Annotated in this window: 26 protein-coding genes; 16 read left to right on the top strand and 10 right to left on the bottom strand. The window is 65.5% G+C overall.

Going from position 1 to position 23,118, the window contains the following annotated elements; all coding sequences use genetic code 11:
• Positions 1–3 precede the first annotated feature (3 nt).
• The 5 genes from motD (at position 4) to RRX38_RS08065 (ending at position 3,657) form a co-directional block, all read left to right on the top strand.
• Complete coding sequence (motD, locus tag RRX38_RS08085; protein ID WP_295472499.1) at positions 4–891, top strand: flagellar motor protein MotD; 888 nt, start codon at positions 4–6, stop codon at positions 889–891.
• 39 nt (positions 892–930) lie between these two features.
• On the top strand, positions 931–1,719 hold the full coding sequence (locus tag RRX38_RS08080) for a ParA family protein (RefSeq protein ID WP_315962167.1): 789 nt from the start codon (positions 931–933) through the stop codon (positions 1,717–1,719).
• 102 nt (positions 1,720–1,821) lie between these two features.
• Positions 1,822–2,721 carry a CheW domain-containing protein gene (locus RRX38_RS08075; protein ID WP_315962166.1) on the top strand — a complete coding sequence of 300 codons (900 nt, stop codon included), beginning with the start codon at positions 1,822–1,824 and terminating at the stop codon, positions 2,719–2,721.
• Between the two features lie 57 nt (positions 2,722–2,778).
• On the top strand, positions 2,779–3,258 hold the full coding sequence (locus RRX38_RS08070; protein ID WP_045489510.1) for a chemotaxis protein CheW: 480 nt from the start codon (positions 2,779–2,781) through the stop codon (positions 3,256–3,258).
• A 3-nt stretch (positions 3,259–3,261) separates the two neighbouring features.
• Positions 3,262–3,657: a DUF2802 domain-containing protein gene (locus RRX38_RS08065; RefSeq protein WP_315962165.1), complete on the top strand. Its 396-nt coding sequence runs from the start codon at positions 3,262–3,264 to the stop codon at positions 3,655–3,657.
• 266 nt (positions 3,658–3,923) lie between these two features.
• Here the strand turns inward: RRX38_RS08065 and RRX38_RS08060 are convergent, their stop codons facing one another.
• Both RRX38_RS08060 and RRX38_RS08055 read right to left on the bottom strand, forming a co-directional pair.
• Positions 3,924–4,250 carry an EscU/YscU/HrcU family type III secretion system export apparatus switch protein gene (locus RRX38_RS08060; protein ID WP_315962164.1) on the bottom strand — a complete coding sequence of 109 codons (327 nt, stop codon included), beginning with the start codon at positions 4,248–4,250 and terminating at the stop codon, positions 3,924–3,926.
• Entirely contained in the window at positions 4,250–5,878 is a 1,629-nt protein-coding gene (locus RRX38_RS08055; RefSeq protein WP_315962163.1) for a flagellar hook-length control protein FliK, read from the bottom strand. Before RRX38_RS08055 ends, RRX38_RS08060 begins: the two co-directional genes overlap by 1 nt.
• A 145-nt stretch (positions 5,879–6,023) precedes the next feature.
• On the opposite strand from RRX38_RS08055, the gene ccmA reads away from it, so the two are divergent.
• From ccmA to RRX38_RS08005, 10 genes are all read left to right on the top strand, one after another.
• Entirely contained in the window at positions 6,024–6,656 is a 633-nt protein-coding gene (gene ccmA, locus RRX38_RS08050; RefSeq protein ID WP_315962162.1) for a cytochrome c biogenesis heme-transporting ATPase CcmA, read from the top strand.
• Positions 6,653–7,324: a heme exporter protein CcmB gene (gene ccmB, locus RRX38_RS08045; protein ID WP_295472483.1), complete on the top strand. Its 672-nt coding sequence runs from the start codon at positions 6,653–6,655 to the stop codon at positions 7,322–7,324. The genes ccmA and ccmB overlap by 4 nt, the downstream gene beginning before the upstream one ends.
• A gap of 61 nt (positions 7,325–7,385) precedes the next feature.
• Positions 7,386–8,171 carry a heme ABC transporter permease gene (locus tag RRX38_RS08040; protein WP_315962161.1) on the top strand — a complete coding sequence of 262 codons (786 nt, stop codon included), beginning with the start codon at positions 7,386–7,388 and terminating at the stop codon, positions 8,169–8,171.
• The gene (gene ccmD, locus RRX38_RS08035; protein WP_295472479.1) at positions 8,168–8,344 is read left to right on the top strand and encodes a heme exporter protein CcmD; all 177 of its coding nucleotides are present in this window, start codon (positions 8,168–8,170) and stop codon (positions 8,342–8,344) included. Before RRX38_RS08040 ends, ccmD begins: the two co-directional genes overlap by 4 nt.
• Positions 8,341–8,808 (top strand): cytochrome c maturation protein CcmE, encoded by a 468-nt coding sequence (gene ccmE / locus RRX38_RS08030; protein ID WP_315962160.1) that lies wholly within the window; start codon positions 8,341–8,343, stop codon positions 8,806–8,808. The genes ccmD and ccmE overlap by 4 nt, the downstream gene beginning before the upstream one ends.
• 3 nt (positions 8,809–8,811) lie before the next feature.
• Entirely contained in the window at positions 8,812–10,785 is a 1,974-nt protein-coding gene (locus tag RRX38_RS08025) for a heme lyase CcmF/NrfE family subunit (RefSeq protein ID WP_315962159.1), read from the top strand.
• Entirely contained in the window at positions 10,782–11,318 is a 537-nt protein-coding gene (locus RRX38_RS08020) for a DsbE family thiol:disulfide interchange protein (RefSeq protein ID WP_295472474.1), read from the top strand. The genes RRX38_RS08025 and RRX38_RS08020 overlap by 4 nt, the downstream gene beginning before the upstream one ends.
• Positions 11,315–11,782 carry a cytochrome c-type biogenesis protein gene (locus RRX38_RS08015; RefSeq protein WP_315962158.1) on the top strand — a complete coding sequence of 156 codons (468 nt, stop codon included), beginning with the start codon at positions 11,315–11,317 and terminating at the stop codon, positions 11,780–11,782. Before RRX38_RS08020 ends, RRX38_RS08015 begins: the two co-directional genes overlap by 4 nt.
• Positions 11,779–12,960, top strand: a complete 1,182-nt coding sequence (gene ccmI, locus RRX38_RS08010) for a c-type cytochrome biogenesis protein CcmI (RefSeq protein ID WP_315962157.1) — start codon at positions 11,779–11,781, stop codon at positions 12,958–12,960. Before RRX38_RS08015 ends, ccmI begins: the two co-directional genes overlap by 4 nt.
• 9 nt (positions 12,961–12,969) lie before the next feature.
• Complete coding sequence (locus tag RRX38_RS08005; protein WP_295472469.1) at positions 12,970–13,386, top strand: hypothetical protein; 417 nt, start codon at positions 12,970–12,972, stop codon at positions 13,384–13,386.
• Positions 13,387–13,440: 54 nt separating this feature from the next.
• Here RRX38_RS08005 and RRX38_RS08000 read toward each other — a convergent pair whose 3' ends face one another.
• From RRX38_RS08000 to RRX38_RS07970, 7 genes are all read right to left on the bottom strand, one after another.
• Positions 13,441–14,439, bottom strand: coding sequence for a sulfate ABC transporter substrate-binding protein (locus RRX38_RS08000; protein WP_315962156.1), 999 nt, complete (start codon positions 14,437–14,439; stop codon positions 13,441–13,443).
• Positions 14,440–14,554: 115 nt separating this feature from the next.
• A complete protein-coding gene (locus RRX38_RS07995) occupies positions 14,555–15,388 on the bottom strand; it encodes an ion transporter (protein WP_295472466.1) in 834 nt (277 codons plus the stop codon).
• Positions 15,389–15,603: 215 nt separating this feature from the next.
• Positions 15,604–17,016 (bottom strand): efflux transporter outer membrane subunit, encoded by a 1,413-nt coding sequence (locus RRX38_RS07990; RefSeq protein WP_315962155.1) that lies wholly within the window; start codon positions 17,014–17,016, stop codon positions 15,604–15,606.
• Positions 17,013–17,894, bottom strand: a complete 882-nt coding sequence (locus RRX38_RS07985; protein ID WP_315962154.1) for an efflux RND transporter periplasmic adaptor subunit — start codon at positions 17,892–17,894, stop codon at positions 17,013–17,015. The genes RRX38_RS07990 and RRX38_RS07985 overlap by 4 nt, the downstream gene beginning before the upstream one ends.
• Positions 17,891–18,100 (bottom strand): DUF1656 domain-containing protein, encoded by a 210-nt coding sequence (locus tag RRX38_RS07980; RefSeq protein WP_295472460.1) that lies wholly within the window; start codon positions 18,098–18,100, stop codon positions 17,891–17,893. Before RRX38_RS07980 ends, RRX38_RS07985 begins: the two co-directional genes overlap by 4 nt.
• Complete coding sequence (locus RRX38_RS07975) at positions 18,097–20,184, bottom strand: FUSC family protein (RefSeq protein WP_295472458.1); 2,088 nt, start codon at positions 20,182–20,184, stop codon at positions 18,097–18,099. Before RRX38_RS07975 ends, RRX38_RS07980 begins: the two co-directional genes overlap by 4 nt.
• On the bottom strand, positions 20,181–20,630 hold the full coding sequence (locus RRX38_RS07970; protein ID WP_295472456.1) for a MarR family winged helix-turn-helix transcriptional regulator: 450 nt from the start codon (positions 20,628–20,630) through the stop codon (positions 20,181–20,183). The genes RRX38_RS07975 and RRX38_RS07970 overlap by 4 nt, the downstream gene beginning before the upstream one ends.
• Positions 20,631–21,106: 476 nt before the next feature.
• Between RRX38_RS07970 and RRX38_RS07965 the strand changes: the two genes are divergently transcribed.
• Positions 21,107–21,775, top strand: coding sequence for a polysaccharide lyase family 7 protein (locus RRX38_RS07965; protein ID WP_295472454.1), 669 nt, complete (start codon positions 21,107–21,109; stop codon positions 21,773–21,775).
• A 498-nt stretch (positions 21,776–22,273) separates the two neighbouring features.
• Here the strand turns inward: RRX38_RS07965 and efeO are convergent, their stop codons facing one another.
• The gene (gene efeO / locus RRX38_RS07960; protein ID WP_315962153.1) at positions 22,274–23,098 is read right to left on the bottom strand and encodes an iron uptake system protein EfeO; all 825 of its coding nucleotides are present in this window, start codon (positions 23,096–23,098) and stop codon (positions 22,274–22,276) included.
• Positions 23,099–23,118: the final 20 nt, after the last annotated feature.

Raw genomic sequence — 23,118 nt, 5'->3', positions numbered from 1 at the left:
TCGATGTCCCGTCGCCGTCGTCATGAAGAGCACGAAAATCACGAGCGCTGGCTGGTGTCCTACGCGGACTTCATCACCTTGCTGTTCGCCTTCTTCGTGGTGATGTACTCGATTTCTTCGCTCAACGAAGGCAAGTACAAGATTCTCTCCCAGGCCCTTGTCGGGGTGTTCAACGAAGCCGAGCGCTCCATGAAGCCGATTCCGGTCGGTGAACAGCGGCCGCAGAGTGTCACCCCGGCCCAGCCGCTGCTCAAGGACAGCGAGCAGACCGACGCCGGCATCGGCGCGAACAGCGTCGACCCCTTGCAGACCATCGCCGACGACGTGCGGGCCGGGTTCGGCGACCTGATCAGCTCCGACCAGATGACCGTGCGTGGCAACGAGCTGTGGGTCGAGATCGAGCTCAATTCCAGCCTGCTGTTCGGCAGTGGCGATGCCATGCCGAGCAACCGTGCGTTCGACCTGATCGAGCGGGTGGCCAATATCGTCAAGCGCTTCGACAACCCTGTGCATGTCGAAGGCTTTACCGACGACCAGCCCATCAACACGGCGCAGTTTCCCACCAACTGGGAGCTGTCCTCCGCGCGTGCGGCAAGCATCGTGCGCCTGCTGGCCATGTATGGGGTCAACCCGGCGCGCATGGCGTCGGTCGGCTACGCCGAATTCCAGCCGGTGGCTTCCAACACCACGGCCCAGGGGCGTGCGCAGAACCGCCGCGTGGTGCTGGTGATCTCGCGTAATCTGGATGTGCGCCGCAGCCTGACCAGCAGTGGCTCGGCCAATGCGCGTCCGGATGCGGCGCTGCGGCGTGCTGGCACACAAACTGCACCGGTTCCGGCAAGTTCGCCGTCAGGCACCAATGCCGTCAATTCTCCGTCGGCCGTTCGTTGAAGCGGTAGGTCAGTTGTCGTGCGCAAGGAATACACCTAAATGAGAGTCTGGGCAGTCGCCAATCAGAAAGGTGGGGTCGGCAAGACCACCACGACCATTGCCCTGGCCGGCCTGCTGGCTGACGCGGGCAAGCGTGTGGTCGTGGTCGATCTCGATCCGCATGGTTCGATGACCAGTTACTTCGGGCATAACCCAGACGAACTGGAGCACAGCACCTTCGACCTGTTCCTGCACAAGGGCAGCGTGCCGGAAGGGTTGCCGGGCCAGCTGCTGTTGCCCACCAGCGACGAGCGCATTTCCCTGCTGCCGTCCAGCACCGCCCTGGCAACCCTGGAGCGCCAGTCGCCAGGGCAGAGCGGCCTGGGCCTGGTGGTCGCCAAGAGCCTGGCCCAGCTGTGGCAGGATTTTGACTACGCCCTGATCGATAGCCCGCCGCTGCTGGGCGTGCTGATGGTCAATGCCCTGGCCGCCAGCCAGCAACTGGTGATCCCGGTGCAGACCGAGTTCCTTGCCGTGAAAGGCCTGGAGCGCATGGTCAATACCCTGGCCATGATCAACCGCTCGCGCAAGACGCCGCTGCCGTACACCATCGTGCCGACGCTGTTCGATCGGCGTACCCAGGCTTCGATGGGAACGCTCAAGCTGCTGCGCGACACTTTCCCCGAGCACGTCTGGAAAGCCTACGTGCCGGTCGATACGCGTTTGCGCGACGCCAGCCGGGCTGGCGTGACACCGTCGCAGAACGACAACAAGAGCCGTGGCGTGCTGGCCTATCGGGCCCTGCTCAAGCATCTGCTCGCCGAACAACTGACAACGCAGGTGGCCTGACATGGCAATGCAATTCTTGTCGTTTCGCTGCTCAAGCCCGGCTTCCCTGCAGCCGATAACCCGGTCAGAAGCGTTTGGCATTTCCTTTCGTTGGGCCCTGACATGATTCGTCCCGTAGACATCGCCACCCGGCCACAAGCTGCTCTGCAGTCGTACCTGGACGCGTTGCTTCAGGACATCGACGAAGTCACGCCGGACGAGGCGATACAGCTTGAGGTCATCGCGCCGCCAAACGATTTCGACGAATTCAAGGCCGCCGTGCTCGAAGAGCAGGCCCGCGATGCGCGCATGGCGCCCCGGCCACGTCCGGTGGCGGTACCTGCCCCCGTAGCGGCTCCTGCCCCGGCGCCGGTGGTGGTGCCTACCCAGCCGGTGGTCGAAGCCAAACCAGCGGTCGAGGCGCGTGTGGTGGTGCCGGTTGCCGAACCGGTGGCGCCCGTGGTCACCGAAGAGTCGACGCGTGTCGAGCCGGTGGCCCAGCTCAATGCCAAGGTCGATCAGCCGCCACCTCCGCCTCCGGCCATCGATGGCCGTCCGGAGTGGGCCGAGGAACCGTTCGAATGCCTGCTGTTCGACGTGGCAGGCCTGACCCTGGCGGTACCGCTGGTGTGCCTGGGCTCGATCTATTCACTGCAAGGGCAGGAGCTGACCCCATTGTTCGGCCAGCCCGACTGGTTCCTGGGGATCCTGCCGTGCCAGGCCGGCAACCTGAAGGTGCTGGACACCGCGCGCTGGGTCATGCCTGACCGTTACCGCGAGGATTTCCGCCAGGGCCTGCAGTACGTCATCTCGGTGCAGGGGTATGAGTGGGGGTTGGCGGTACACCAGGTCAGCCGTTCGCTGCGCCTGGACCCCGACGAGATCAAGTGGCGCGTTTCGCGCGGTCATCGGCCATGGCTGGCCGGTACGGTGATCGAGCACATGTGCGCCTTGCTGGATGTTGCACAGTTGGCCGAGCTGATCGCCAGTGGCGCGGTCAAGCAGATAAACACGCTTAGATAACCATTGGACGGCGCGTATTGCGCTGCCTGCACAGCACATAGGTGAGGGGTTGGAAACATGAATAAGTCGTCTGCACAAGGTTCCGAAGATCCTATCCTGCAGTGGGTTACCTTCCGGTTGGACAACGAGTCCTACGGCATCAACGTGATGCAGGTCCAGGAGGTGCTGCGCTACACCGAGATCGCACCGGTGCCGGGGGCTCCCAGCTATGTACTGGGCATCATCAACCTGCGCGGCAACGTCGTCACCGTGATCGACACCCGTCAGCGCTTCGGCCTGGCGCCTGTCGAAGTCAGTGACAACACCCGTATCGTGATCATCGAGGCGGACAAGCAGGTGGTCGGTATTCTGGTCGACAGCGTGGCCGAAGTGGTCTACCTGCGTCAGTCGGAAGTCGAGACCGCGCCTAACGTGGGCAACGACGAGTCGGCCAAGTTCATCCAGGGCGTGTGCAACAAGAACGGCGAGCTGCTGATCCTGGTCGAGCTGGACAAGATGATGACCGAGGAAGAATGGTCCGAGCTGGAGAACATCTGACCAATGCTTGAGATTGCTGTCGGGGTTCTGGGCGTCGCCTGGGTTGCCACCCTGGGCGTGCTCCTGAGCCACATCAAGCGCCAGCGCAAGCTCGATGTGGAGCGTGAGCAGGCTGATGTCGCCCGTGAACAGCGGCTGCGCGAATTGGCCCGCCGCGTCGACAACTACCAGAAAGGCACGGTTGGCATGGGCGAGGACCTGCGCGAGTTACGCGCCATCGTCGCTCCGTTGCCAGACAAGATCACCGCGCTGGAACAGCGCGACCCCTCGACCCTCAGTTTCGCCCAGGCGGCCCGGCTGGTAGGCATGGGCGCGAGCGTCGAAGAACTGACCCAGGCCTGTGGTCTGACCCAGGCCGAAGCTCAGCTGATGAGCAAGCTGCACGGCAGCGCGCCCTGATGGCCAGGCCGTGACCATCGGGGTTGCGGCCAAAGCCAATACGGTTCGGTTAGACCGGGTAGGAGCGGCTTCAGCCGCGAAGCGGCCGCATGTTCACAGCAAATGCAGTGAATTTCCTGGCGCTTTCGCGGCTAAAGCCGCTCCCACCCAGCCACAAGTAGTGCGGTCAAAGCCCATCTTCGCTCAGAGGGTTCCCGGCTGAAGCCTGTCCTACCAGTACCCTGCAACACTCCCCGGTCGCTCAATCGCCTAGCGGCTGAGCACCTTCAGCTTTTCGGCGTGATGTCCTTCTCGATAGGCGGATCATCCGGGCCCATGCCCACCGGGTATTTGCCCTTCAGGTGCCAGGCGAAGGCGATGATCTCGGCGATGCTGCGGTACAGCTCCTGGGGGATGCTGTCACCCAGTTCCAGCCGCGCCAGCAACTTGACCAGCTCGGCGTTCTCGTAGATCGGCACTTCATGTTCCCGGGCGATGCCGAGGATCTCCTCGGCGATTCGGTCTTCGCCTTTGGCGCTCAGGGTCGGTGCCTGCTCGCCATCATAGGTGAGGGCGATCGCCTGGCGGGGCGCGGTCAGGTCGGCATGGCTCATCAGGCGTTCTCGTCGATCCAGCGTTGTTCGAGTTGGGTGCGCGGTCCTTGTGGAGCAGCGCCGTGCGAGCAGCTCAGGTCGCCAACCGTCAGCCCGCAGGCCACCAGGCGGTCGCGCAAGTGCCCCAGTTCCTGTTCGATCAGCTGCGCGCTGCTTTCGCGCTGTGCCCAGAGCTGGCTGGACAGCGTGCCGCGCACCAGCCGCGCATGCACCTGCAGCGGTCCCAGCGGTTCCAGGTCGAAGGCCAGGTCGATGTTCCACAACGGCTCCCGGGCCTGGGCAGAGCGGTCCTCGCCAGCCTGGCGCGGGTCTTCTTCGGGCGGCGGGTCTTCGCGCTGGATCTTGACTTGCAGCGGCACCACTTCGTGGGCGTTACGGGTTGGCACTTCGGTCTGCCAGGTGGTGACCTGGGTGCCGTCGGCATTGCTGCGGGTCTGTTCCAGCGCGCCAAGCTGATGGCTCTGGATACGCGATACGGCGGCGGCGGCCAGTTTCAACAGCAGTTCCAGGTCGTCCTTGTCCACCCCGGCGGCGACATCCCGGGCGGGCAGGGGGAAACTGAGCTGCTCGGGCCGTGGCGCCACCTGGCCCAGAGTGCCCAGGGCATTGCGGATCGCGCTGGGCATGGCGCGCACCAGGGTATTGCTGGCTGCGGCGGCGCCGTAGGCGACATTGGCGGGCACGCCAGGCGGCAGCAGTTGTGCCACCAGGCGCAGCAGGCCGGCCTTGAGGTCCGGGAGCTGCGCCATATCCTGGCCGGCCAGCAGCCGCGACTCCATGAACATCCCACTGGCATTCAACGCCTGGGCCAGCCCCTGTGGGCTGGTCAGCTGGCGCAGGGGCGGCAGCTCGGCCAGAAGGGTGTCGATTCTGGTTTGCACGGCGGGGGGCAGGTTCGCCTGGGTACGCGGCAGGTCCTGCAGGGCCTTGAACAGGCTCTCCAGGGATCCTTGGCGGCTCTGCTGGGCGGCCAACTGCTGGCTCACCGCGAGCTGATCCAGACGGCCGGGCAGGGGCACGAAACTCAGCGCCTGGCTGTCCTGCACGCGGGCGCTGAGCAGACTGCCAGGCACCAGTGGCGCCGGGCTTTCCAGGCTCAGGCTGGTCCCGGCCAGCGCGGTGTTGAGCAAGATAATGATTGAGCGATAGGCCACCGTGGCCGGCAGCGCCGCCGCAGCGCCCTGCGGCTGGGCGATGACCTGGCCGGTGGCCTTGTCGATGGCCTGGTTGGTCAAGACCTTGGCCTGCAGCAGGGTGCCCACCGGGACCTGGCGCAGATCCAGTTCGGTCTTGAGGTTATTCGCCGCGTTATTGATCTGTTGCAGGCTCAGGTTCAGTTCGATGGGCGAAGATTGCGTCACCAGCAGCCGGGTGCCGGGCGTCAGTGGCTGGTCGCTGGTGGCCTGCACGCTGACCTGGCTGCCATTGGCGAGCAGCACCCGCAGCAACAGTTCGAACTGCTGGCCGACCTGCTTGAGGGCCACGACTTCGGCCTTGGCGTTTTCGCCGGGGGGAATCAGCTCGGCCATGGCATTGAACAGCGTCAGTACCTGATTGGCGGCCAGGCTGGCGCGGGCCTGGATGAGGGCCGGATTGGCCGCTGGAACGTTGGCGATGTCACCTGTCATTGAGCTGTAACCCGTTGATTGGAGCGCTCTGGAGCTGGGCGTCCATGTATAATGCGACGCTTTTTTTCCGACCTTGCAATCACGTTGCATCAGTGTAACGGCCGTTGCAAGGTCGACTTGAACCCACCATTAACCGGGAAGGTCGATGAAGCTGGACCTGCAAGCCATCGGGCTGGGCTGCGAACGCGACGCCCGTCTGCTGTTCGACAACCTGGACCTGCACCTGCAAGGCGGCGACATGCTGCAGGTCAGCGGGCCGAACGGCAGCGGCAAGACCAGCCTGCTGCGCCTGCTGTGCGGGTTGATGCGTCCAACGGCCGGCGAGGTGCGTCTGGGCGGCCAGCCGTTGGCGGGCCAGCGCGCGGCGTTGGCCCGCCAACTGTTGTGGATCGGCCACGCGCCGGGCATCAAGGATGTCCTGACCCCCCTGGAAAATCTCGTCTGGCTCTGTGCGCTGCACCAACCGGTGGCAGCCGAGACCTTATGGCAGGCCCTCGAGCAGGTCGGCCTGCGAGGCTTCGAAGACGTGCCTTGTCACAGCCTGTCGGCCGGCCAGCAACGCCGCGTCGCCCTGGCGCGCCTGTATCTGCCGGGGCCGTCGGTCTGGGTTCTGGATGAGCCGTTCACGGCCCTGGACAGCCACGCCGTCACGCAACTGGAAGCGCATCTGGCCAGGCACTGCGAGCAGGGCGGCCTGGTGGTCCTGACGACCCATCACAGCCTGGGCGGCAAGCCGTCTGGTTACCGTAATCTTGACCTGGGGCAGGGCCGCACATGACCCACGCCTTTACCCTGTTGCTGCTGCGCGAGCTGCGCCTGCTGAGTCGCCGTCCGGCGGAGCTGCTCAACCCGCTGGTTTTTTTCGCTATCGTGATTGCTCTGTTCCCCCTGGCGGTCGGCCCTGAAGCCGGCCTGCTGCGCACCCTGGCGCCCGGACTGGTGTGGGTGGCGGCATTGCTGGCGGTACTGCTGTCGCTCGATGGTCTGTTTCGCAGCGACTTCGAGGACGGTTCGCTGGAGCAGTGGGTCCTTTCGCCGCACCCCTTGGCGCTTATGGTTCTGGCCAAGGTGCTGGCACACTGGCTGTTCTCCGGCCTGGCGCTGGTGCTGATGGCGCCCGTGCTGGCGCTGATGCTCGGGCTGCCGGGCGAGTGCCTCGGCGTGCTGGTGGCCTCGCTGCTGCTGGGTACGCCGGTGCTGAGCCTGCTCGGGGCGGTGGGGGCGGCGCTGACCGTCGGCCTGAAGCGCGGTGGCCTGTTGCTGGCGCTGTTGATCCTGCCGCTGTATATCCCGGTGCTGATCCTCGGCAGCGGTGCACTGCAGGCCGCGCTGCAGGGCATGCCGGCGACGGGTTACCTGCTGTGGCTGGCCAGCCTGGCAGCACTGGCGCTGACCCTGACCCCCTTCGCCATCGCCGAAGGGCTGAAGATCAGCGTCGCGGAATGATCGAGGTCGCGATGCCGCATGGCCGGCCGCGCTCGCTTACGTACACCAATAAGGCAGTGCAATGAATAGCAGCACCCGTTGGGCCTGGTTTCACCGGCTGGGCTCGCCCAAAAGCTTCTACACGATCAGCGGTCGCTGGCTGCCCTGGCTGGCGCTCTTCGCGGCCCTGGCCCTGAGCATCGGCGTGGTCTGGGGCCTGGCCTTCGCGCCGCCGGACTACCAGCAGGGCAACAGCTTCCGGATCATCTACATCCACGTGCCCAGCGCCATGCTCGCGCAATCCTGCTATGTGATGCTCGCGGTGTGTGGCGTGGTCGGGCTGGTGTGGCGGATGAAGCTGGCCGACGTCGCCCTGCAGTGCGCAGCGCCCATCGGTGCCTGGATGACCGCCCTGGCCCTGCTCACCGGGGCTATCTGGGGCAAGCCGACCTGGGGCTCCTGGTGGGTGTGGGACGCGCGCCTGACCTCGATGCTGATCCTGCTGTTCCTCTACCTGGGGCTGATTGCCCTGGGCAACGCCATCGGCAACCGCGACAGCGCGGCCAGGGCCTGCGCGGTGCTGGCCATCGTCGGGGTGGTGAACATCCCGATCATCAAGTACTCGGTGCAGTGGTGGAATACCCTGCACCAGGGCGCGACCTTTTCCCTGACCGAAAAACCGGCGATGCCCGCCGAGATGTGGCTGCCGCTGCTGTTTACCGCCCTGGGGTTCTATGCCTTCTTCGCCATGGTGCTGCTGATGCGCATGCGCCTGGAAGTGCTGCGCCGCGAGGCACGTACCCGCTGGGCGCAGGATGAAGTGCTGCGTCAGCTGGGCCGACCAACCCCTGGGGAGGTGCGCCCGTGAGCTTCGATTCCTTCGCCGACTTCCTGGCCATGGGCCGCCACGGGCTGTTCGTCTGGTCGGCTTATGGCCTGTTCGGCCTGGTGATGATCGTCAATCTCGCCCTGCCGTGGCTGGCACGGCGCCGTTATCTGCAAGACCAGGCGCGCCGCCTGCGTCGGGAGAGCCAGCCATGAATCCACAGCGCAAGAAGCGCCTGCTGCTGATCTTCGCCCTGCTTGCCGGTATCGGCGTGGCCCTGGGCCTGGCCCTGAGCGCCCTGCAGGAAAACCTCAACCTGTTCTACACACCGACGCAGATCGCCAACGGCGAAGCGCCGCTCGATACCCGCATCCGTGCCGGCGGCATGGTCCAGCAGGGCTCGCTGCAGCGCTCTGGCGACTCGCTGGACGTACGCTTCGTGGTCACCGATTTCAACCGTTCGGTGACCATCCGCTATCGCGGCATCCTGCCCGACCTGTTCCGCGAAGGGCAGGGCATCGTCGCCTTGGGCCGTCTCGGTGCCGATGGTGTGGTGGTCGCCGACGAAGTGCTGGCCAAGCACGACGAAAAGTACATGCCGCCTGAAGTCAGCAAGGCACTCAAGGACAGCGGCCGGTTGAGCGAAGGCCAGGCGCCGGCACCTGGCGGGAAGGGCTGAACGATGATTCCTGAACTCGGCCATCTGGCCATGATCCTGGCCCTGTGTTTCGCCCTGGTGCAGGCCTGCGTCCCGCTGATCGGCGCCTGGCGCGGCGATGTGCTGTGGATGGACCTGGGCCGTCCGGCGGCCTGGGGCCAGTTCGCTTTTCTGGTGTTCGCCTTCGCCTGCCTGACCCAGGCCTTCATGAGCGACGACTTCTCGGTGGCCTATGTTGCACAGAACTCCAACAGCGCCTTGCCCTGGTACTACAAGTTCAGTGCCGTATGGGGGGCCCATGAAGGCTCGCTGCTGCTCTGGGCGCTGATCCTCGGCGGCTGGACCTTCGCGGTGTCGGTGCTGTCACGCCAGCTGCCGCGCGAAATGCTGGCCCGGGTGCTGGCGGTGATGGGCATGATCAGCGTGGGCTTCCTGTCGTTCCTGATCCTCACCTCCAACCCCTTTCTGCGCATTCTGCCGCAGACCCCGGCCAACGGGCGCGACCTCAACCCGTTGCTGCAGGACATCGGCCTGATCGTCCACCCACCCATGCTGTACATGGGCTACGTGGGCTTCTCCGTCGCCTTCGCCTTCGCCATCGCGGCATTGCTGGGCGGGCGCCTGGACGCCGCCTGGGCGCGCTGGTCGCGGCCCTGGACCCTGGTGGCCTGGGCGTTTCTCGGCGTCGGCATCACCCTGGGTTCCTGGTGGGCCTACTACGAACTGGGCTGGGGCGGCTGGTGGTTCTGGGACCCGGTGGAGAATGCCTCGTTCATGCCCTGGCTGGTCGGCACGGCGCTGATTCACTCGCTGGCCGTGACCGAGAAGCGCGGGGTGTTCAAGAGCTGGACCGTGCTGCTGGCCATCGCGGCGTTTTCCCTGAGCCTGCTGGGAACTTTCCTGGTGCGCTCCGGGGTGCTGACCTCGGTGCACGCCTTCGCCTCCGACCCGGCGCGCGGGGTGTTCATCCTGGCGTTCCTGCTGCTGGTGGTGGGCGGTTCGCTGACCCTGTTCGCGTTGCGCGCCCCGGTGGTCAAGAGCCAGGTGAGTTTTGGCCTGTGGTCGCGGGAAACCCTGCTGCTGACCAACAACCTGCTGCTGGTGGTGGCGGCCTCGATGATTCTGCTCGGCACCTTGTACCCGCTGGTGGTCGATGCCTTGAGCGGCGCCAAGATGTCGGTGGGACCGCCGTACTTCAACAGCCTGTTCGTACCGCTGATGGCCTTGCTGCTGGTGGTGCTCAGCGTCGGAGTGCTGGTGCGCTGGAAAGACACCCCGCTGCGCTGGCTGCTGGGCATGCTGACGCCGGTGCTGATCGCCAGCGGGGGCGTGGCCGGGCTGTTCTGGCTGCTGCTCGGCGAGGGTCAGTGGGCGGTACTGGCGATCCTGCTGCTGGCCGCCTGGGTGGTGTTCGGTGCGCTGCGCGACCTGTTCGACAAGACTCGCCACAAGGGCCTGTGGCGCGGCTTGCGCAGCCTGGGCCGCAGCTACTGGGGCATGCAGCTGGCGCACATCGGGCTGGTGGTCTGCGCCCTGGGCGTGGTGTTGTCCAGCCAGCACAGCGTCGAGCGCGACCTGCGCCTGGCACCGGGGCAGAGTACCGAGCTGGGCGGCTACCGCTTCGAATTCGAGGGTGCCAGGCATCATGAAGGACCGAACTTCGTCTCTGATCGCGCGACGGTCCGCGTCTGGCGCGGCGACCGGCCGGTCAGCGTGCTGCATCCTGAAAAGCGCCTGTACACCGTGCAGCAGTCGATGATGACCGAGGCCGGTATCGACGCCGGCTTCACCCGTGACCTCTACGTCGCCCTGGGCGAACCGCTGGACAACGGTGCCTGGGCGGTACGCGTACACGTCAAACCCTTCGTGCGCTGGATCTGGCTGGGCGGTCTGCTCACCGCTCTGGGTGGCGCGCTGGCAGTGCTGGACCGCCGCTACCGCCTCAAGGTGAGCCAGAAGGTCCGCCAGACCCTCGACCCTGCTGGAGCCCTGTCATGAAACGCTGGATCCTGTTGCTGCCGCTGCTGGCCTTCCTGGCCCTGGCGGCGCTGTTGCTGCGTGGCCTGTTCCTCGACCCCGCCGCGTTGCCGTCGGCATTGATCGGCAAGCCCTTGCCGGAATTCAGCCTGCGTGAGGTCACCACCGGCAAGACCATTACCCGCGCCGACCTGCTGGGCCGCCCGGCGCTGGTCAATGTCTGGGCCACCTGGTGCGTGGCCTGCCGTGTCGAACACCCGGTGCTCAACCGCCTGGCCGAGCAGGGGGTGGTGATCCACGGTATCAACTACAAGGACAACAACGCCGAGGCCCTGAAGTGGCTGAAGGACTTCCACAATCCTTACCAGCTCAACCTGCGCGATGACGACGGCAGCCTGGGCCTGAACCTGGGGGTGTACGGTGCGCCGGAGACCTTTCTGATCGACAGCCGCGGCATCATCCGCCACAAGTTCGTCGGGGTCATCGACGACCAGGTGTGGCGCGAGCAACTGGCCAGCCGGTACCAGGCACTGGTCGACGAGGCACGCCCATGAAGCGTTGGCTGGCAATGGCGCTGTTGAGCCTGGGCCTGAGCGGCACGGCCCTGGCGGCCATCGAGGCGCACAACTTTCGCGACGAGGCCGAGCGTGCTCGCTATGCCGAGCTGACCACCGAGCTGCGCTGCCCCAAGTGCCAGAACCAGGACATCGCCGACTCCAACGCGCCCATCGCTGCCGACCTGCGCAAGGAAATCTATCGGCTGCTGGAAGAGGGACGCAGCAATCGCGAGATCGTCGACTACATGGTCGACCGCTACGGCGAGTTCGTGCGCTACAAGCCGGCCCTGACGGCGCGCACCTGGCTGCTGTGGTTCGGCCCCGGCGTGCTGTTGCTGGTCGGTGTCGGGGTGATCCTGGTCATCGTGCGCCGCCGTCCGGCCCTCGCTGGCACTGAGCAAGGCCTTTCCGACGAGGAGCGCAAGCGCCTCGCCCACCTTCTGGACAACAACCGCGAATGATCGATTTCTGGATGGCCGTAGGCCTGCTGTTGCTGGTGGCCGCAAGTTTTCTGCTGATTCCCGTACTGCGTCACCGGCCGAGCGCCGAAGCCCCGCCGCGTACGGCGCTGAACGTGGCGCTGTACGAGGAGCGCCTGAGCGAAATGCAGACCCAGCGTGAGGCAGGGACACTCAGCGAAGCGCAACTGGATACTGCCCGCGCCGAGGCGGCGCGTGAACTGCTGGCTGACACCGAGGCTGTGCAGCCGGGACGGGTATCGCGCCAGCTTGGCAGGCGCGTGCCGCTGTTGGCGGCGCTGCTGGTGCCCTTGCTGGCGCTGGGCCTGTACCTGCACTACGGCGCCAGCGCACGGGTCGAACTGGCCCGCGAGTTCGCCGCGCCGCCAGCCTCCCTTGAAGAGATGACCCGCCGCCTGGAGCGCACCGTAGAGGCCCAGCCCGACTCGGCGGAGGGCGTGTATTTCCTGGGTCGTGCCTATATGGCCGAACAGCGCCCGGCCGACGCGGCGCGGCAGTTCGAGCGTGCCGCGCAACTGTCCGGCCGGCCGCCGGAACTGCTTGGCCAGTGGGCGCAGGCGCTGTACTTCGCTGAGAACAAGACCTTCACCGCGCAGGTGCGGGCACTGACTGACGAAGCGCTACAGGCCGATCCCAACGAAGTCACCAGCCTCGGGCTGCTGGGCATCGCTGCCTTCGAGGGGCGGCGCTACCAGGAGGCGGTGGACTACTGGACGCGCCTGCAGGGCCTGCTGCCGGAAGGCGATCCGTCGCGTGCCGCCTTGCAGGGCGGCATTGCCAAGGCCCGTGAGAATCTCGGCGCACAACCCGCCGCCACCGGTCCACGGCTGAAGGTGCGTGTCGAACTGGCCGCTGCCGTGCGCGACCAGGTGCGCGGCGACGACAGCGTGTTCGTCTTCGTTCAGGCGCTGGGCGGCCCACCCGCGCCCCTGGCGGTTAGGCGCCTGTCGGTCGCCGACCTGCCGGTGCAGGTGGAGCTGTCCGATGCTGACGCCATGATGCCGCAGCTGAAACTGTCGAACTTCGCGCAAGTCCAACTCAGTGCGCGGGTCTCGCGTGCCGGGCAACCGACCCGTGGCGAATGGCTGGGACGCAGCCAGCCGCTGGCCGTCGATACCACGGCCTTGCAGACCCTGACCATCGACCGTCCTGATCAGTAGGAAACTGACATGTCCGCGATTACCTGGCACCTTGCACGAACTTCCCTGCTGGCCGCCGTCATGAGCCTGAGTGCCTGTGCGGTGCATCAAGCGCCCAATGTGCCGCGCACGCAGGAGCCGATTCAGAGCCTGCCTGGCGTCAACACACCGGATGCCACACCGTCCAAACCGAGCCAGCCGGCCAGGCCGGCAGCCAAACCGGCCAAGACTTCGGCCAGCTTCGCCCCACCGCCGGGCGGCAAGAGCCACTGGGACCAGAAACTGGGTGTCTATGTGCTGGAAGACCGGCCCAACACCTTCTACCGCCAGCGTACCTACTACCAGTGGAATGACGGCTGGAGCTGGTCGACCCAGCCCGACGGCCCCTGGCAGGCCACCGACGTCAATGGCGTCCCTGGTGGACTGGGCCGGGCATTCGGCAACTGACCCACAAACACAACGGCGACCCGAGGGTCGCCGTTCTGTTGTCTGCACGATCGGTCACTTGGCCGGGTAGATCTGGTCGAACACGCCGCCGTCGACGAAGTGGGTCTTCTGTACGGTGCGCCAGTCGCCGAAGGTCTTCTCCACGGAGAGGAAGTCGACTTTCGGGAAGCGATCCTTGTACTTGGCCAGCACCTGCGGGTCCCGCGGGCGCAGGTAGTTGTTGGCGGCGATTTCCTGGCCATCCGGCGACCACAGGTACTTCAGGTAGGCTTCGGCCATGGCCCGCGAGCCTTTCTTGTCCACCACCTTGTCGACCACGCTCACCGGCGGCTCGGCTTCGGCGGACACGCTCGGGTACACCACTTCGAACTGATCGCGACCGAACTCGCGGGCGATCATTTCCGCTTCGTTCTCGAAGGTCACCAGCACGTCGCCGATCTGGTTGGTCATGAAGGTGGTGGTGGCGCCACGGCCACCGGTGTCCAGCACCGGAACGTGCTTGAACAGCTGGCCGACGAACTGCCTGGCGGCGGCTTCATCGCCACCGTTCTTCAGGGTGTAGCCCCAGGCCGAGAGGTAGGTGTAGCGGCCGTTCCCCGAGGTCTTGGGGTTGGGCACGATGACTTCCACGCCGTCCTTGACCAGGTCCGGCCAGTCCTTCAGACCCTTGGGGTTGCCCTTGCGCACGATGAACACCGTGGCGGAGGTGAACGGCGCGCTGTTGTTCGGCAGGCGCGTCACCCAGTCCTTGGGCACCAGCTCACCGTTGTCGGCCAGGGCGTTGATGTCGGTGGCCATGTTCATGGTGATGACATCGGCCTGCAGGCCGTCGATCACCGCCCGGGCCTGTTTGCTGGAACCCCCGAAGGACATCTGGATGGCGACGTTTTCCTGGTGCTCGGCCTGCCAGTGTTTCTGGAAGGCAACGTTGTAGTCCTTGTAGAAGTCGCGCATCACGTCGTAGGAGACGTTGAGCAGGGGGGGGGCGGCCTGGGCGGTGCTGCCCAGGGCCAGGCCAGCGGCCAGTAGCGAGGCGGCAAACAGTTTCTTCACGGGGGATTCCTTGGTAGACGCTCGGAGTGTTGTGTCGTTGTTATCGGCCCAGGGCCTGTAGCCCGCGATCATAGCGGGGTGTCTGCGCGCCTTTAAAGAACAAAAGACTATTTGCTTATGCCTGTTCGTCGCGTTTGGGAAACAGCGCATGGCCGCAGCGTGAACAGAACGCCGCGCCGTGCTCGTGGAGGTTCTTGGCGCACACCGGGCAGTCGTGGCGCAGCTGCTCGCCGCGCATGGCGTTGGCCAGCTCGGCGGTGAAGATCCCGGTGGGCACGGCGATGATCGAATAGCCGGTGATCATCACCAGCGAGGAAAGCATCTGGCCCACCGGGGTCTTGGGCACGATGTCGCCGAAGCCCACGGTGGTCAGGGTGACGATGGCCCAGTAGATGCCCTTGGGAATGCTGGTAAAGCCATGCTCGGGACCTTCGATGACGTACATCAGGGTGCCGAACACCGTCACCAGGGTCGAGACGCTGACTAGGAACACGATGATCTTCTGCTTGCTGCCACGCAGTGCCTCGACCAGGTAATGGGCTTGGCGCAGGTAGGGGGCGAGCTTGAGGACCCGGAAGATGCGTAGCATGCGGATGATGCGCACGATCAGCAGGTACTGCGCGTCGCTGTAGTAAATGGCCAGGATGCCGGGGATGATCGCCAGCAGGTCGACCAGCCCGTAGAAGCTGAAGGCGTATTTCAGCGGCCGGGGCGAGCAGTACAGGCGCAGCGCGTACTCCACGGCGAACACGGCGGTGAAGCCCCATTCGACCCAGGCCAGGTGCGTGGCGTAGTCACGGTGCACGCTCGCGATGCTGTCGACGATGGTCACCAGCAGGCTGAGCAGGATGACCAGCAGCAGGACCTGGTCGAAGCGCCGACCGGCCGGGGTGTCGGTTTCGAAGATGATGCGGTGCAGTCGTTGGCGACGGCTTGGCGTGGTGCTCATGGGGGCTCTCGGCGATGCAGTCGGCAGAGCCTGGGGCAAACCGGCGAGCGCTGCAAGCTTCGCCAGTTTGCCCCTGCCGGTTGGAGCCTGCTGGCGAGAAGTCCGGTAAAGCCAGCACATGTGCAGTGAACTTGAGGCCGCCATCGCGAGCAAGCTCGCTCCCACGGACCCGTATTGGCCCTGACACAAGCCATTGGGCGATCAGTCGCGGCGCGTCATTGCTGCCAGCCGCCACCCAGTGCCAGGAACAGGTCGATCTGCCCCATGGCCACCTGGGTATTGGCGGCGGCCAGTTGCGCGCGCATCTCGGTGTAGGTGCGGGTGGCCTGCAGGTCGGCGAGGAAGGACTCGCGCCCCGCCTGGTAGAAACGGTGGGTCTGGTCGGCGGCGATGCGCGCCGATTCCTCGGCTTCCTTCAGGGCATCGCGGCGATCGATCAGGGCGGTGTACTGGGCCATGCTGGTCTGCGTTTCGCGGATGGCATTGAGCACGACGCCGTCGAAGCGCGCCAGGGCCGCCTGGGCCGAGGCTTCGGCCTGGTGGATGCGGGCGCGGCTGCCGTTGGTGGGAATTGTCCAGCTGATCAGCGGGCCGAAGCCCCAGCGGTTGGCGCTGGGCTTGCCAAGGTTCTCGACCAGGCCGATGGTGGCCACCGAGGCGCCGATGCTGATGTCCGGGTACAGCTCGCCGGTGGCCACGCCGATCTGCGCGGTGGCCATGGCCAGGTGGCGTTCGGCCTGGCGGATGTCCGGGCGGCGCTTGAGCAGGGCGGCGCCGTCACCCACCGGAATCAGCTGGGCCAGGTGCGGCAGCTCGGCACACTGCGCGACCCCGGCCGGCAACTGCGCCACCGGCTTGGCCAGCAGCATCGACAGGCGGAACAGCGCCGCCTGGCGCATGGCTTCATAGCGCGGCAGCTCGGCGCGCAACGACTTGAACTGGGTCTGCGAACGGGTCACCTGGGTCTCGTCGCCACGCCCGGCGTCGCGCAGGCGCTGGTTGAGGTTGACGCTCTGCTGTTGCAGGTCCAGCGACTCATGGGCGATGGCCAGCTCCTCGTTGGCTGCGCACACCTGTGTATAGGCACGCACCACGTCAGCGACCACGGTGATGCGCGCGGTGTCGGCGGCGGCCTGGGTGGCGTCCACGTTGGCCTGCGCCGCCTCGATGCCGCGTTGCAGGGTGCCGAACAGATCGAACTGGTAGGAGGTGGTCAGGCCGACATCGCCGACATTGGCCACCGGGACTTTCTCGGTCAGCAGAAAGGCTTCGCCGGATTCCTGCAGGCGCTGCACCCCGGCCTTGGCGCCGGCGCTGAAGCCGCCAGCGGCCTCGGCCTCGGCGTTCTGGTAACGCGAGCGCTGCAGGTTGGCCGCCGCGACGCGCAGGTCAGCATTGCTGGCCAGGGCCTGGTGTACCAGCTCGTCGAGGCGCGGGTCCTGGTACAGCCGCCACCACTGGTCGGGTACCGGTGCGGAAACCACGTTGGCCGATTGGCCGAGCGCGCCCTGCAGGTCCGCGCGGTTGATCGCCGCGTCCTTGGGTTTCTGGTAGTCCGGGCCGACCATCTGGCAGGCCGAGAGCAGCGCGCCGAGGCCCAGCGCCAAACAGGGCAGAGGGCGAATCATTGGCGGTGCTCCTGGGCATCGATGATCGACACCGTCGCAGTACGCCCGGCGATCATGCGGAAGTCTGCCGGCACTTGGTCGAAGGCGATGCGCACCGGGATGCGCTGCGCCAGGCGCACCCAGCTGAACGCCGGGTTGACGTTGGGCAACAGGTTGGTGCCGCTGCTGCGGTCGCGGTCCTCGATGGCCGCGACCATGCTCACCACATGGCCCGTCAGGCGGGCGTTGTCGCCGACCACGCGGATGTCAACCGCGGAGCCGATATGAATGCCGTCGAGCTTGGTTTCTTCGAAGTAGCCGTCGATATGGAAAGACGCAGCGTCCACCAGCGACAGCACCGGGCGTCCGGCGCTGACGAACTCATGTGGGCGCGGAGCGCGGTCGTTGAGGTAACCGTCCACCGGGCTGCGGATCACCGAGCGGTCAAGGTTGAGCTGGGCGGCGTCCACCGCCACCCTGGCTTCGTTGAGCGCCGACAGGGCGCGCGCCTCGCGGGACTGGCTCTCTTCCAGCTGTTCGCGGGACACCAGGTTGCCCAGCGAGCGGTTGCGGCGGTTCTCGCGCTGTGCCTGCTGCCAGGTTTCCTGGCGCTCGGCCACGGTGGCCTGGGCTTGGCGCAGGGCCAGGCGGAAGCGCTCCTGGTCGATGGTGAACAGCACCTGGCCCTTGCTGACCTTCTGGTTGTCGTGCACGTCCACCTGCTGGATCAGCCCGGAAACATCCGGGGCGATCTGCACGATGTCGGCGCGAATGTGCCCGTCGCGGGTCCAGGGCGCGAACATGTAGTACATCACCATGCGCCAGACCAGCACGGCGGCCAGCGCTACCACAATCAGGGTCAGGACCACGCGGCCCAGGGTCAGGATCGGCTTTTTCATGTCATCAGGTATCGGCAGAAGGAGTCCAGGGCCGCCAGCAGCAGCACGTACAGACCGGTGTTGAACAGCGCCCGGTGCCACACCAGGCGGTAGAAATGCGTATGCGACAGCAGCGCGTGGATGCCCAGGAACAGCAGGTAGGCAATGCCCATCAGGGCCAGGAAGGTGGGAATGAAGATCCCGCTGATGTCCAGTTCGCCAATCATGCGGGGGCTCCGTCCGGGCCGTGGATGGGTTGTTCGATGAGTTCGCCGTTCATGTCGACGATTTCCACGCCAGGCAACAGGGCCAGGCGCAGGCCGCTGAGTGCATGCAGCAGGTGCAGGCGTACCGGCTCATCCCCCAGCGCTTCGCTGTTGAGCGTGCGGCGGGTGCGGTCGAGGGTCAGCAGCAGGCCCATGGGCGCGGGCAGGCGTTCGCCCGCCTTGAGGCAGGCACGGAAATAACCACCGACCTCGCCAACCACCTGGCGCGTGCCTGGCTGCAAGGCTTCGGGCAGGCGCGGGGTCCAGGCCAGCAGGTCGAGCAGGTTCAGTGCCACGCGCAGTTCGCGCAGCGGTGCGCTGCTGTCCTGGGCGGTCTGCGCCAGGCGTGGCACCTGTTGCATCAGACGATCGATCATCTGCACGCCCAAGCGCCGGTGTTCGGCGAGGCTGGCCGGTTCGCAGAGGCTGACGATGTCGCGCCAGCCGAAGCGGGTCATGCGCCGGGCGGCCATCTCGACGCCGAAGGGGCGCATGATCAGCGTCCAGACAAAGGCGAACAGCAGGCCTGCCGGTCCGGCCAGGTTGTTGTTGATGAACACCAGGAAATCGGCGTCGTAGGCGCCCTGCACACCGACGAAAGTGGCGGTGTTGACTGCCGTCAGCACCGTCGGCAGGAAAAAGCGGGGCTGCGCGCTGAGGGTGGCCACGCAGATGAAGGGCACGGCGAAGGCCAGCACCAGCATCGGGAAGTCATGCACGCTGGGCAGCACCACGAACAGGTAGAGGCTGGCCAGCACCACCGAGGTCAAGGTCCAGAAGAAGAACCGGTAGATCTGCGGCGCGGGGTCGTCCATGGCTGCGAAGAAGCTGCACGACACGGCGGCGAGAATCACCGCGCTGGCGCCGTCCTGCCAGCCCATGAAGATCCACAGCAGCGAGGCGACGATGATCGCCAACACGGCCGAACCGGCCGAATAGAGCATCAGCCCACGGTCCAGGAAGGGCTTGATGCGCCCCAGGCGCCAGTGCCGGTACACCGCTTGCCAGGGGCGGCCGTCGTCGGCGTTGATGGCCTGCTGCAGGGTACGGCAATCCATCCACAGGTCGATCCACTCGCCCAGCCGGTAGAGGGCGTTTGACAGCAGCAGGTTGTCGCGTTCGTCCAGCGCTGCGGCATCGGGCTGCAGGCGTTGCAGCTCGGCATGCAGCGCCTGCCACTGCGGCATGCCCGTGTCCTGGTCGCTGGCCTCCAGCCATTCGCGGGTCTGCGCCAGCAGCGCCGTGAGGCTGGCCATGCCGGCGGGCTGGCGGCGTTCGAGGATCCACAGCGCATCGTCCAGGGCGTCGATCACCGGCAGCAAGTGGATCATCCGCCCGCGCAGCTCGCGGGCATGGCGCACGGTCTGGCGGTGCGCGCCCTCATGGCGCAACTGGCCGATCATCGGTTCCAGGCTGTTGAAGCCGGCGGCCATGGCCGTGCGCAGGCCGGCCACTTCGGCGGCGTCCACGCGGCGGGCGAGGAACTGCGCGCTGTACTGGCTGGCGTCCTTGAACCATTTGTCCACGGTGCCCTGCAGCACCGGCGCCAGGCGCCGGGGCCAGAACAGCGCGCCCACCACCGCTGCACAGGTGATGCCCAGAAAGATCTCTTCGGTACGCGACACGGCGATCTCGAACACCGCCTGCGGGTTGTCCACTGCCGGCAGGGAAATCAGCGGCATGGTGTAGCCGGCGAGCATCAGCGCGTAGCTGTTGGCGGTGCGCAGGTGCAGCGAGAGGAACAGCAGGGTGCCGGTCCACAGCGCCACGACAATGGCCAGCAGAATCGGTGTCTGTACGAACAGCGGCACTAGCAGCACCGAGGCGCAGGCCCCGGCCAGGGTGCCCATGGCCCGGTACAGGGCCTTGGAGCTGGTCGGCCCCACGAACGGGCTGGCGACGATGTACACCGTGGCCATGGCCCAGTAGGGGCGGGGCATTTCCATGACCAGAGCGATGTACAACGCCAGCATCGACGCGGCGAAGGTGCGTACGCCGTGCAGCCAGTCACGCCCTGGCGGGAAGCCGGCCAGGAAATCCTTCATGCGCCGTCTCCCTCGGCGTCGACAGCATCGGCAAACGCCTGCAGCACCCGCAAGGTGGTCTGCAGCTCCGCCGCGCTGATGTCGGCCAGCACCCCGGCACGCAGGCGGGTCAGCTCGTTTTCGATGGCCGCGGCCAGCGTGCGGCCCTTGTCGGTGAGACTCAGCGCCTTGGCGCGGCGATCGTTGGGGTCTTCGGTGCGGCAGACGATACCGGCCTTGCACAACTGGTCGAGCAGGCGCACCAGGGTCGGGCTTTCCATGCCGGCCGCGTGCGCCACCTTGACCTGATGCACACCGTCGCCCAGGCGCGCGATGGCCAGCAGCGGCCCGGCACAGGCTTCGCTGATGTCGTAGCTGGACAGCGTGGCGTGGCACAGGCGTCGCCAGCGCCGCGAGGCGGCGACCAGCGTACTGCTGATGGCGCGGTGGAGGATTTCGTCAGGCATGGTGGCAGGTAGTTAGGTTGAACATTGTTAGTGAAGATATTAGTAGCTTGCTAACTATTAATATCCTGTAACAAACCATTTCAGTCAACTGAAAATCGGCGAGCAGGTCGACGAACGGCGCGGGGTTGAGCGGACGAGACAGAGTTCCCGGGTGAAAAGTTCAAAAATTATCGACCGTTCGTCGGAGGTTTTTGCGTGCATTGAGGGGCGAGACCTCAAGGCATTCAAAAAACCGACGCGGATCGCCGGGAGGCGGGCCTTATGGCACGGCCTTCGTGCTGAAAGGGTCCAGTCCAGGGGGAGGGGATGGGTGATATCTAAATGATATCTTCGGTGCTGGCACAACGGTTCCTTGACGCCTGTAGCGGTTCATCAAAAAACCGCCCATGCCGATAGCGATGACGAATCACTCGGGCCTGTAACCCGCGTCCCAGAGCCATCCTGTCGGTGCGCATGCGCACCTTGCGAGCCACACCATGATCGACCTTGCCACTTGGAACCTGTCCATTCCCGTCGGTGTTCCCGCCCAGACCATCGCGACTGCGCAGCTGATGCGCGGCTATCAGGACGGTTACTTCCGCTCCGGCAATACGTTGTTCTTCTGGGCGCCGGTTACGGGGTCGACCACCGACAACGCCAAGTTCCCGCGCACCGAGCTGCGCGAGACCACGGCGGACGGACGCGCGTTCAACTGGAACTACACATCGGCGGACAACTTCCTGCGGGCGGCGCTGATGGTCAACCAGGTGCCTTCCAGCGGCAAGATCGTCATTGGTCAGATCCACACCTACCAGAGCAACGAGCCACTGCTCAAGGTCGAGTACCAGTACAAGGACAAGCTCAAGACCGGCAACATCGTCGCCAAACTGCGTCGCAGCCCGCAGTCTGAGATCGAAGTGATTACCATCGCCGAGGGCGTGCCGCTCAACCAGCGCTTCAGCTACAGCATCCACCTGACCCCGGCGGGCAACCTGACGGTCAACGCCTACGAGAACGTGTGGAACGTGCGTCTGGATCCGACCTGGAGCACCAAGCTGTTGTACTTCAAGGCCGGGGTCTACACCCAGGACAACACCGGCTACGCCACCGAAGGCGGCGCGGCGACCTTCTATCAGTTGAGCATCGCTCACGACAAGAAGGGTTGAGTGGCCTTAGCCGCAATACTGATCTTTTAGACCAGAGGAATCTGGTCTGGCGTCGCTTTTGCTTTTTTTAAAGCACAGAACTTGCAGACGCCGCCAAACGCGACTTCGGTGCAGGCCGAGTGGAGGTGTCATGGAAGGGGGTAAGCCGGCAGGGAAGCCGGCTTAGGCGCACTGGGCCAGGGACGGCCCATTGCGCCGGCCCCCTGGAATGGCGCCGGAAGGAGGGAAGTCTGCCCGCAGGGCAGACCCAAGCCAGGAGCAATGGTTTTTGGTTACTTTTGGCCGAAACCAAAAGTAACCCGCCGTCAGGGCGGAAAGGTGACTCAAGGGCACTGATGCAGCGACGGGTGTACCCGCTCCAGATAGCCTGCTATTCGCGAGCAAGCTCGCTCCAACGGTCACTGACCAGTATTGGATTTAGCCGCGAAGATGGCAACACCATGGGAGGCATGGGTTGCCGTCTTCGCGACTGAAGCCGCTGAAGTGTCTTGCACTGGATCAGTTCAGGCCCAGCTTGCCACGCAGAGTGGAGAGGTCTTCGGCCAGAGTGTTGACCGGGCCGACCAGCGCCTTGCGGTCGTTTTCCTTGACCTTGTCATAGGTCATGAAGCCGCCGTCCGGGGTCTTGTACTTGGCGAGGATCTTGTCCACGGCGGCGAAGTTCTTGTCCACCTTGCCGGCGAACGCCGGGTCCTGCTTCTCGTACTGCGGGCGGAACAGGTCGACGATCTTCTTCGCGCCGTCCACGTTGCCCTGGAAGTCATACAGGTCGGTATGGCTGTAGCGGTCCTCCTCGCCGGAGACCTTGGTGGCGGCCACCTCTTCGAGCAGCACTGCCGCGCCGCCCACCACTTTCTCGGGCGGGAAGGTCAGGTCGGCGACGCGCTTTTGCAGGTCTTGCACGTCGCTCATCAGTTTGTCGGCGATGACATCCTGGCCCTTGGCGGTGTTCTTTTCGAACAGCGTGTACTCCAGGCGATGGAAGCCGGTGAAGTCTTCGGCCTCGACACCTTGCTCGTGGTCATCGACGCGTGAGTCGATGGACGCATCCAGGTCGCTGAACAGCTCGGCGATCGGCTCGATGCGCTCGTAGTAGACCCGGGTCGGGGCATAGAGCTTCTTGGCGGTGGCGAGATCGCCTGCCTTCACCGCATCGGTGAACTGCCGGGTGTGGCTGACCAGCTCATCGATGTTTTCCGTGACATAGATCTTGTAGTCCGAGACCGGACCCACCAGGTCCAGTGGCGCGGGGGCGGCCTGTGCGGCCAGGGGGGCGCCCAGGGCAGCCAGGGTGAACAGCAGGGCGAGCGGGGTCTTGTGCATGTCGGCGCTTCCGTTTCGGT

The sequence above is a fragment of the Pseudomonas sp. DTU_2021_1001937_2_SI_NGA_ILE_001 genome (genome assembly GCF_032463525.1).
In the GTDB taxonomy this organism is placed as follows: Bacteria; Pseudomonadota; Gammaproteobacteria; order Pseudomonadales; family Pseudomonadaceae; genus Aquipseudomonas.
This window is presented reverse-complemented; position numbering and strand designations above follow the sequence as displayed.

Coding starts and splice junctions, on each gene's coding strand:
- RRX38_RS08070 (WP_045489510.1), top strand. CDS start 2,779: ATGAATAAGTCGTCTGCACAAGGTTCCGAAGATCCTATCCTGCAGTGG.
- RRX38_RS07980 (WP_295472460.1), bottom strand. CDS start 18,100: ATGATTGGCGAACTGGACATCAGCGGGATCTTCATTCCCACCTTCCTG.
- ccmA (WP_315962162.1), top strand. CDS start 6,024: ATGAAGCTGGACCTGCAAGCCATCGGGCTGGGCTGCGAACGCGACGCC.
- motD (WP_295472499.1), top strand. CDS start 4: ATGTCCCGTCGCCGTCGTCATGAAGAGCACGAAAATCACGAGCGCTGG.
- RRX38_RS08005 (WP_295472469.1), top strand. CDS start 12,970: ATGTCCGCGATTACCTGGCACCTTGCACGAACTTCCCTGCTGGCCGCC.
- ccmB (WP_295472483.1), top strand. CDS start 6,653: ATGACCCACGCCTTTACCCTGTTGCTGCTGCGCGAGCTGCGCCTGCTG.
- RRX38_RS08025 (WP_315962159.1), top strand. CDS start 8,812: ATGATTCCTGAACTCGGCCATCTGGCCATGATCCTGGCCCTGTGTTTC.
- RRX38_RS08015 (WP_315962158.1), top strand. CDS start 11,315: ATGAAGCGTTGGCTGGCAATGGCGCTGTTGAGCCTGGGCCTGAGCGGC.
- RRX38_RS07995 (WP_295472466.1), bottom strand. CDS start 15,388: ATGAGCACCACGCCAAGCCGTCGCCAACGACTGCACCGCATCATCTTC.
- RRX38_RS08060 (WP_315962164.1), bottom strand. CDS start 4,250: ATGAGCCATGCCGACCTGACCGCGCCCCGCCAGGCGATCGCCCTCACC.
- ccmE (WP_315962160.1), top strand. CDS start 8,341: ATGAATCCACAGCGCAAGAAGCGCCTGCTGCTGATCTTCGCCCTGCTT.
- RRX38_RS07965 (WP_295472454.1), top strand. CDS start 21,107: ATGATCGACCTTGCCACTTGGAACCTGTCCATTCCCGTCGGTGTTCCC.
- RRX38_RS07975 (WP_295472458.1), bottom strand. CDS start 20,184: ATGAAGGATTTCCTGGCCGGCTTCCCGCCAGGGCGTGACTGGCTGCAC.
- RRX38_RS08020 (WP_295472474.1), top strand. CDS start 10,782: ATGAAACGCTGGATCCTGTTGCTGCCGCTGCTGGCCTTCCTGGCCCTG.
- RRX38_RS07985 (WP_315962154.1), bottom strand. CDS start 17,894: ATGAAAAAGCCGATCCTGACCCTGGGCCGCGTGGTCCTGACCCTGATT.
- RRX38_RS08040 (WP_315962161.1), top strand. CDS start 7,386: ATGAATAGCAGCACCCGTTGGGCCTGGTTTCACCGGCTGGGCTCGCCC.
- RRX38_RS07990 (WP_315962155.1), bottom strand. CDS start 17,016: ATGATTCGCCCTCTGCCCTGTTTGGCGCTGGGCCTCGGCGCGCTGCTC.
- RRX38_RS08075 (WP_315962166.1), top strand. CDS start 1,822: ATGATTCGTCCCGTAGACATCGCCACCCGGCCACAAGCTGCTCTGCAG.
- RRX38_RS08065 (WP_315962165.1), top strand. CDS start 3,262: ATGCTTGAGATTGCTGTCGGGGTTCTGGGCGTCGCCTGGGTTGCCACC.
- RRX38_RS08080 (WP_315962167.1), top strand. CDS start 931: ATGAGAGTCTGGGCAGTCGCCAATCAGAAAGGTGGGGTCGGCAAGACC.
- RRX38_RS08055 (WP_315962163.1), bottom strand. CDS start 5,878: ATGACAGGTGACATCGCCAACGTTCCAGCGGCCAATCCGGCCCTCATC.
- efeO (WP_315962153.1), bottom strand. CDS start 23,098: ATGCACAAGACCCCGCTCGCCCTGCTGTTCACCCTGGCTGCCCTGGGC.
- RRX38_RS07970 (WP_295472456.1), bottom strand. CDS start 20,630: ATGCCTGACGAAATCCTCCACCGCGCCATCAGCAGTACGCTGGTCGCC.
- ccmI (WP_315962157.1), top strand. CDS start 11,779: ATGATCGATTTCTGGATGGCCGTAGGCCTGCTGTTGCTGGTGGCCGCA.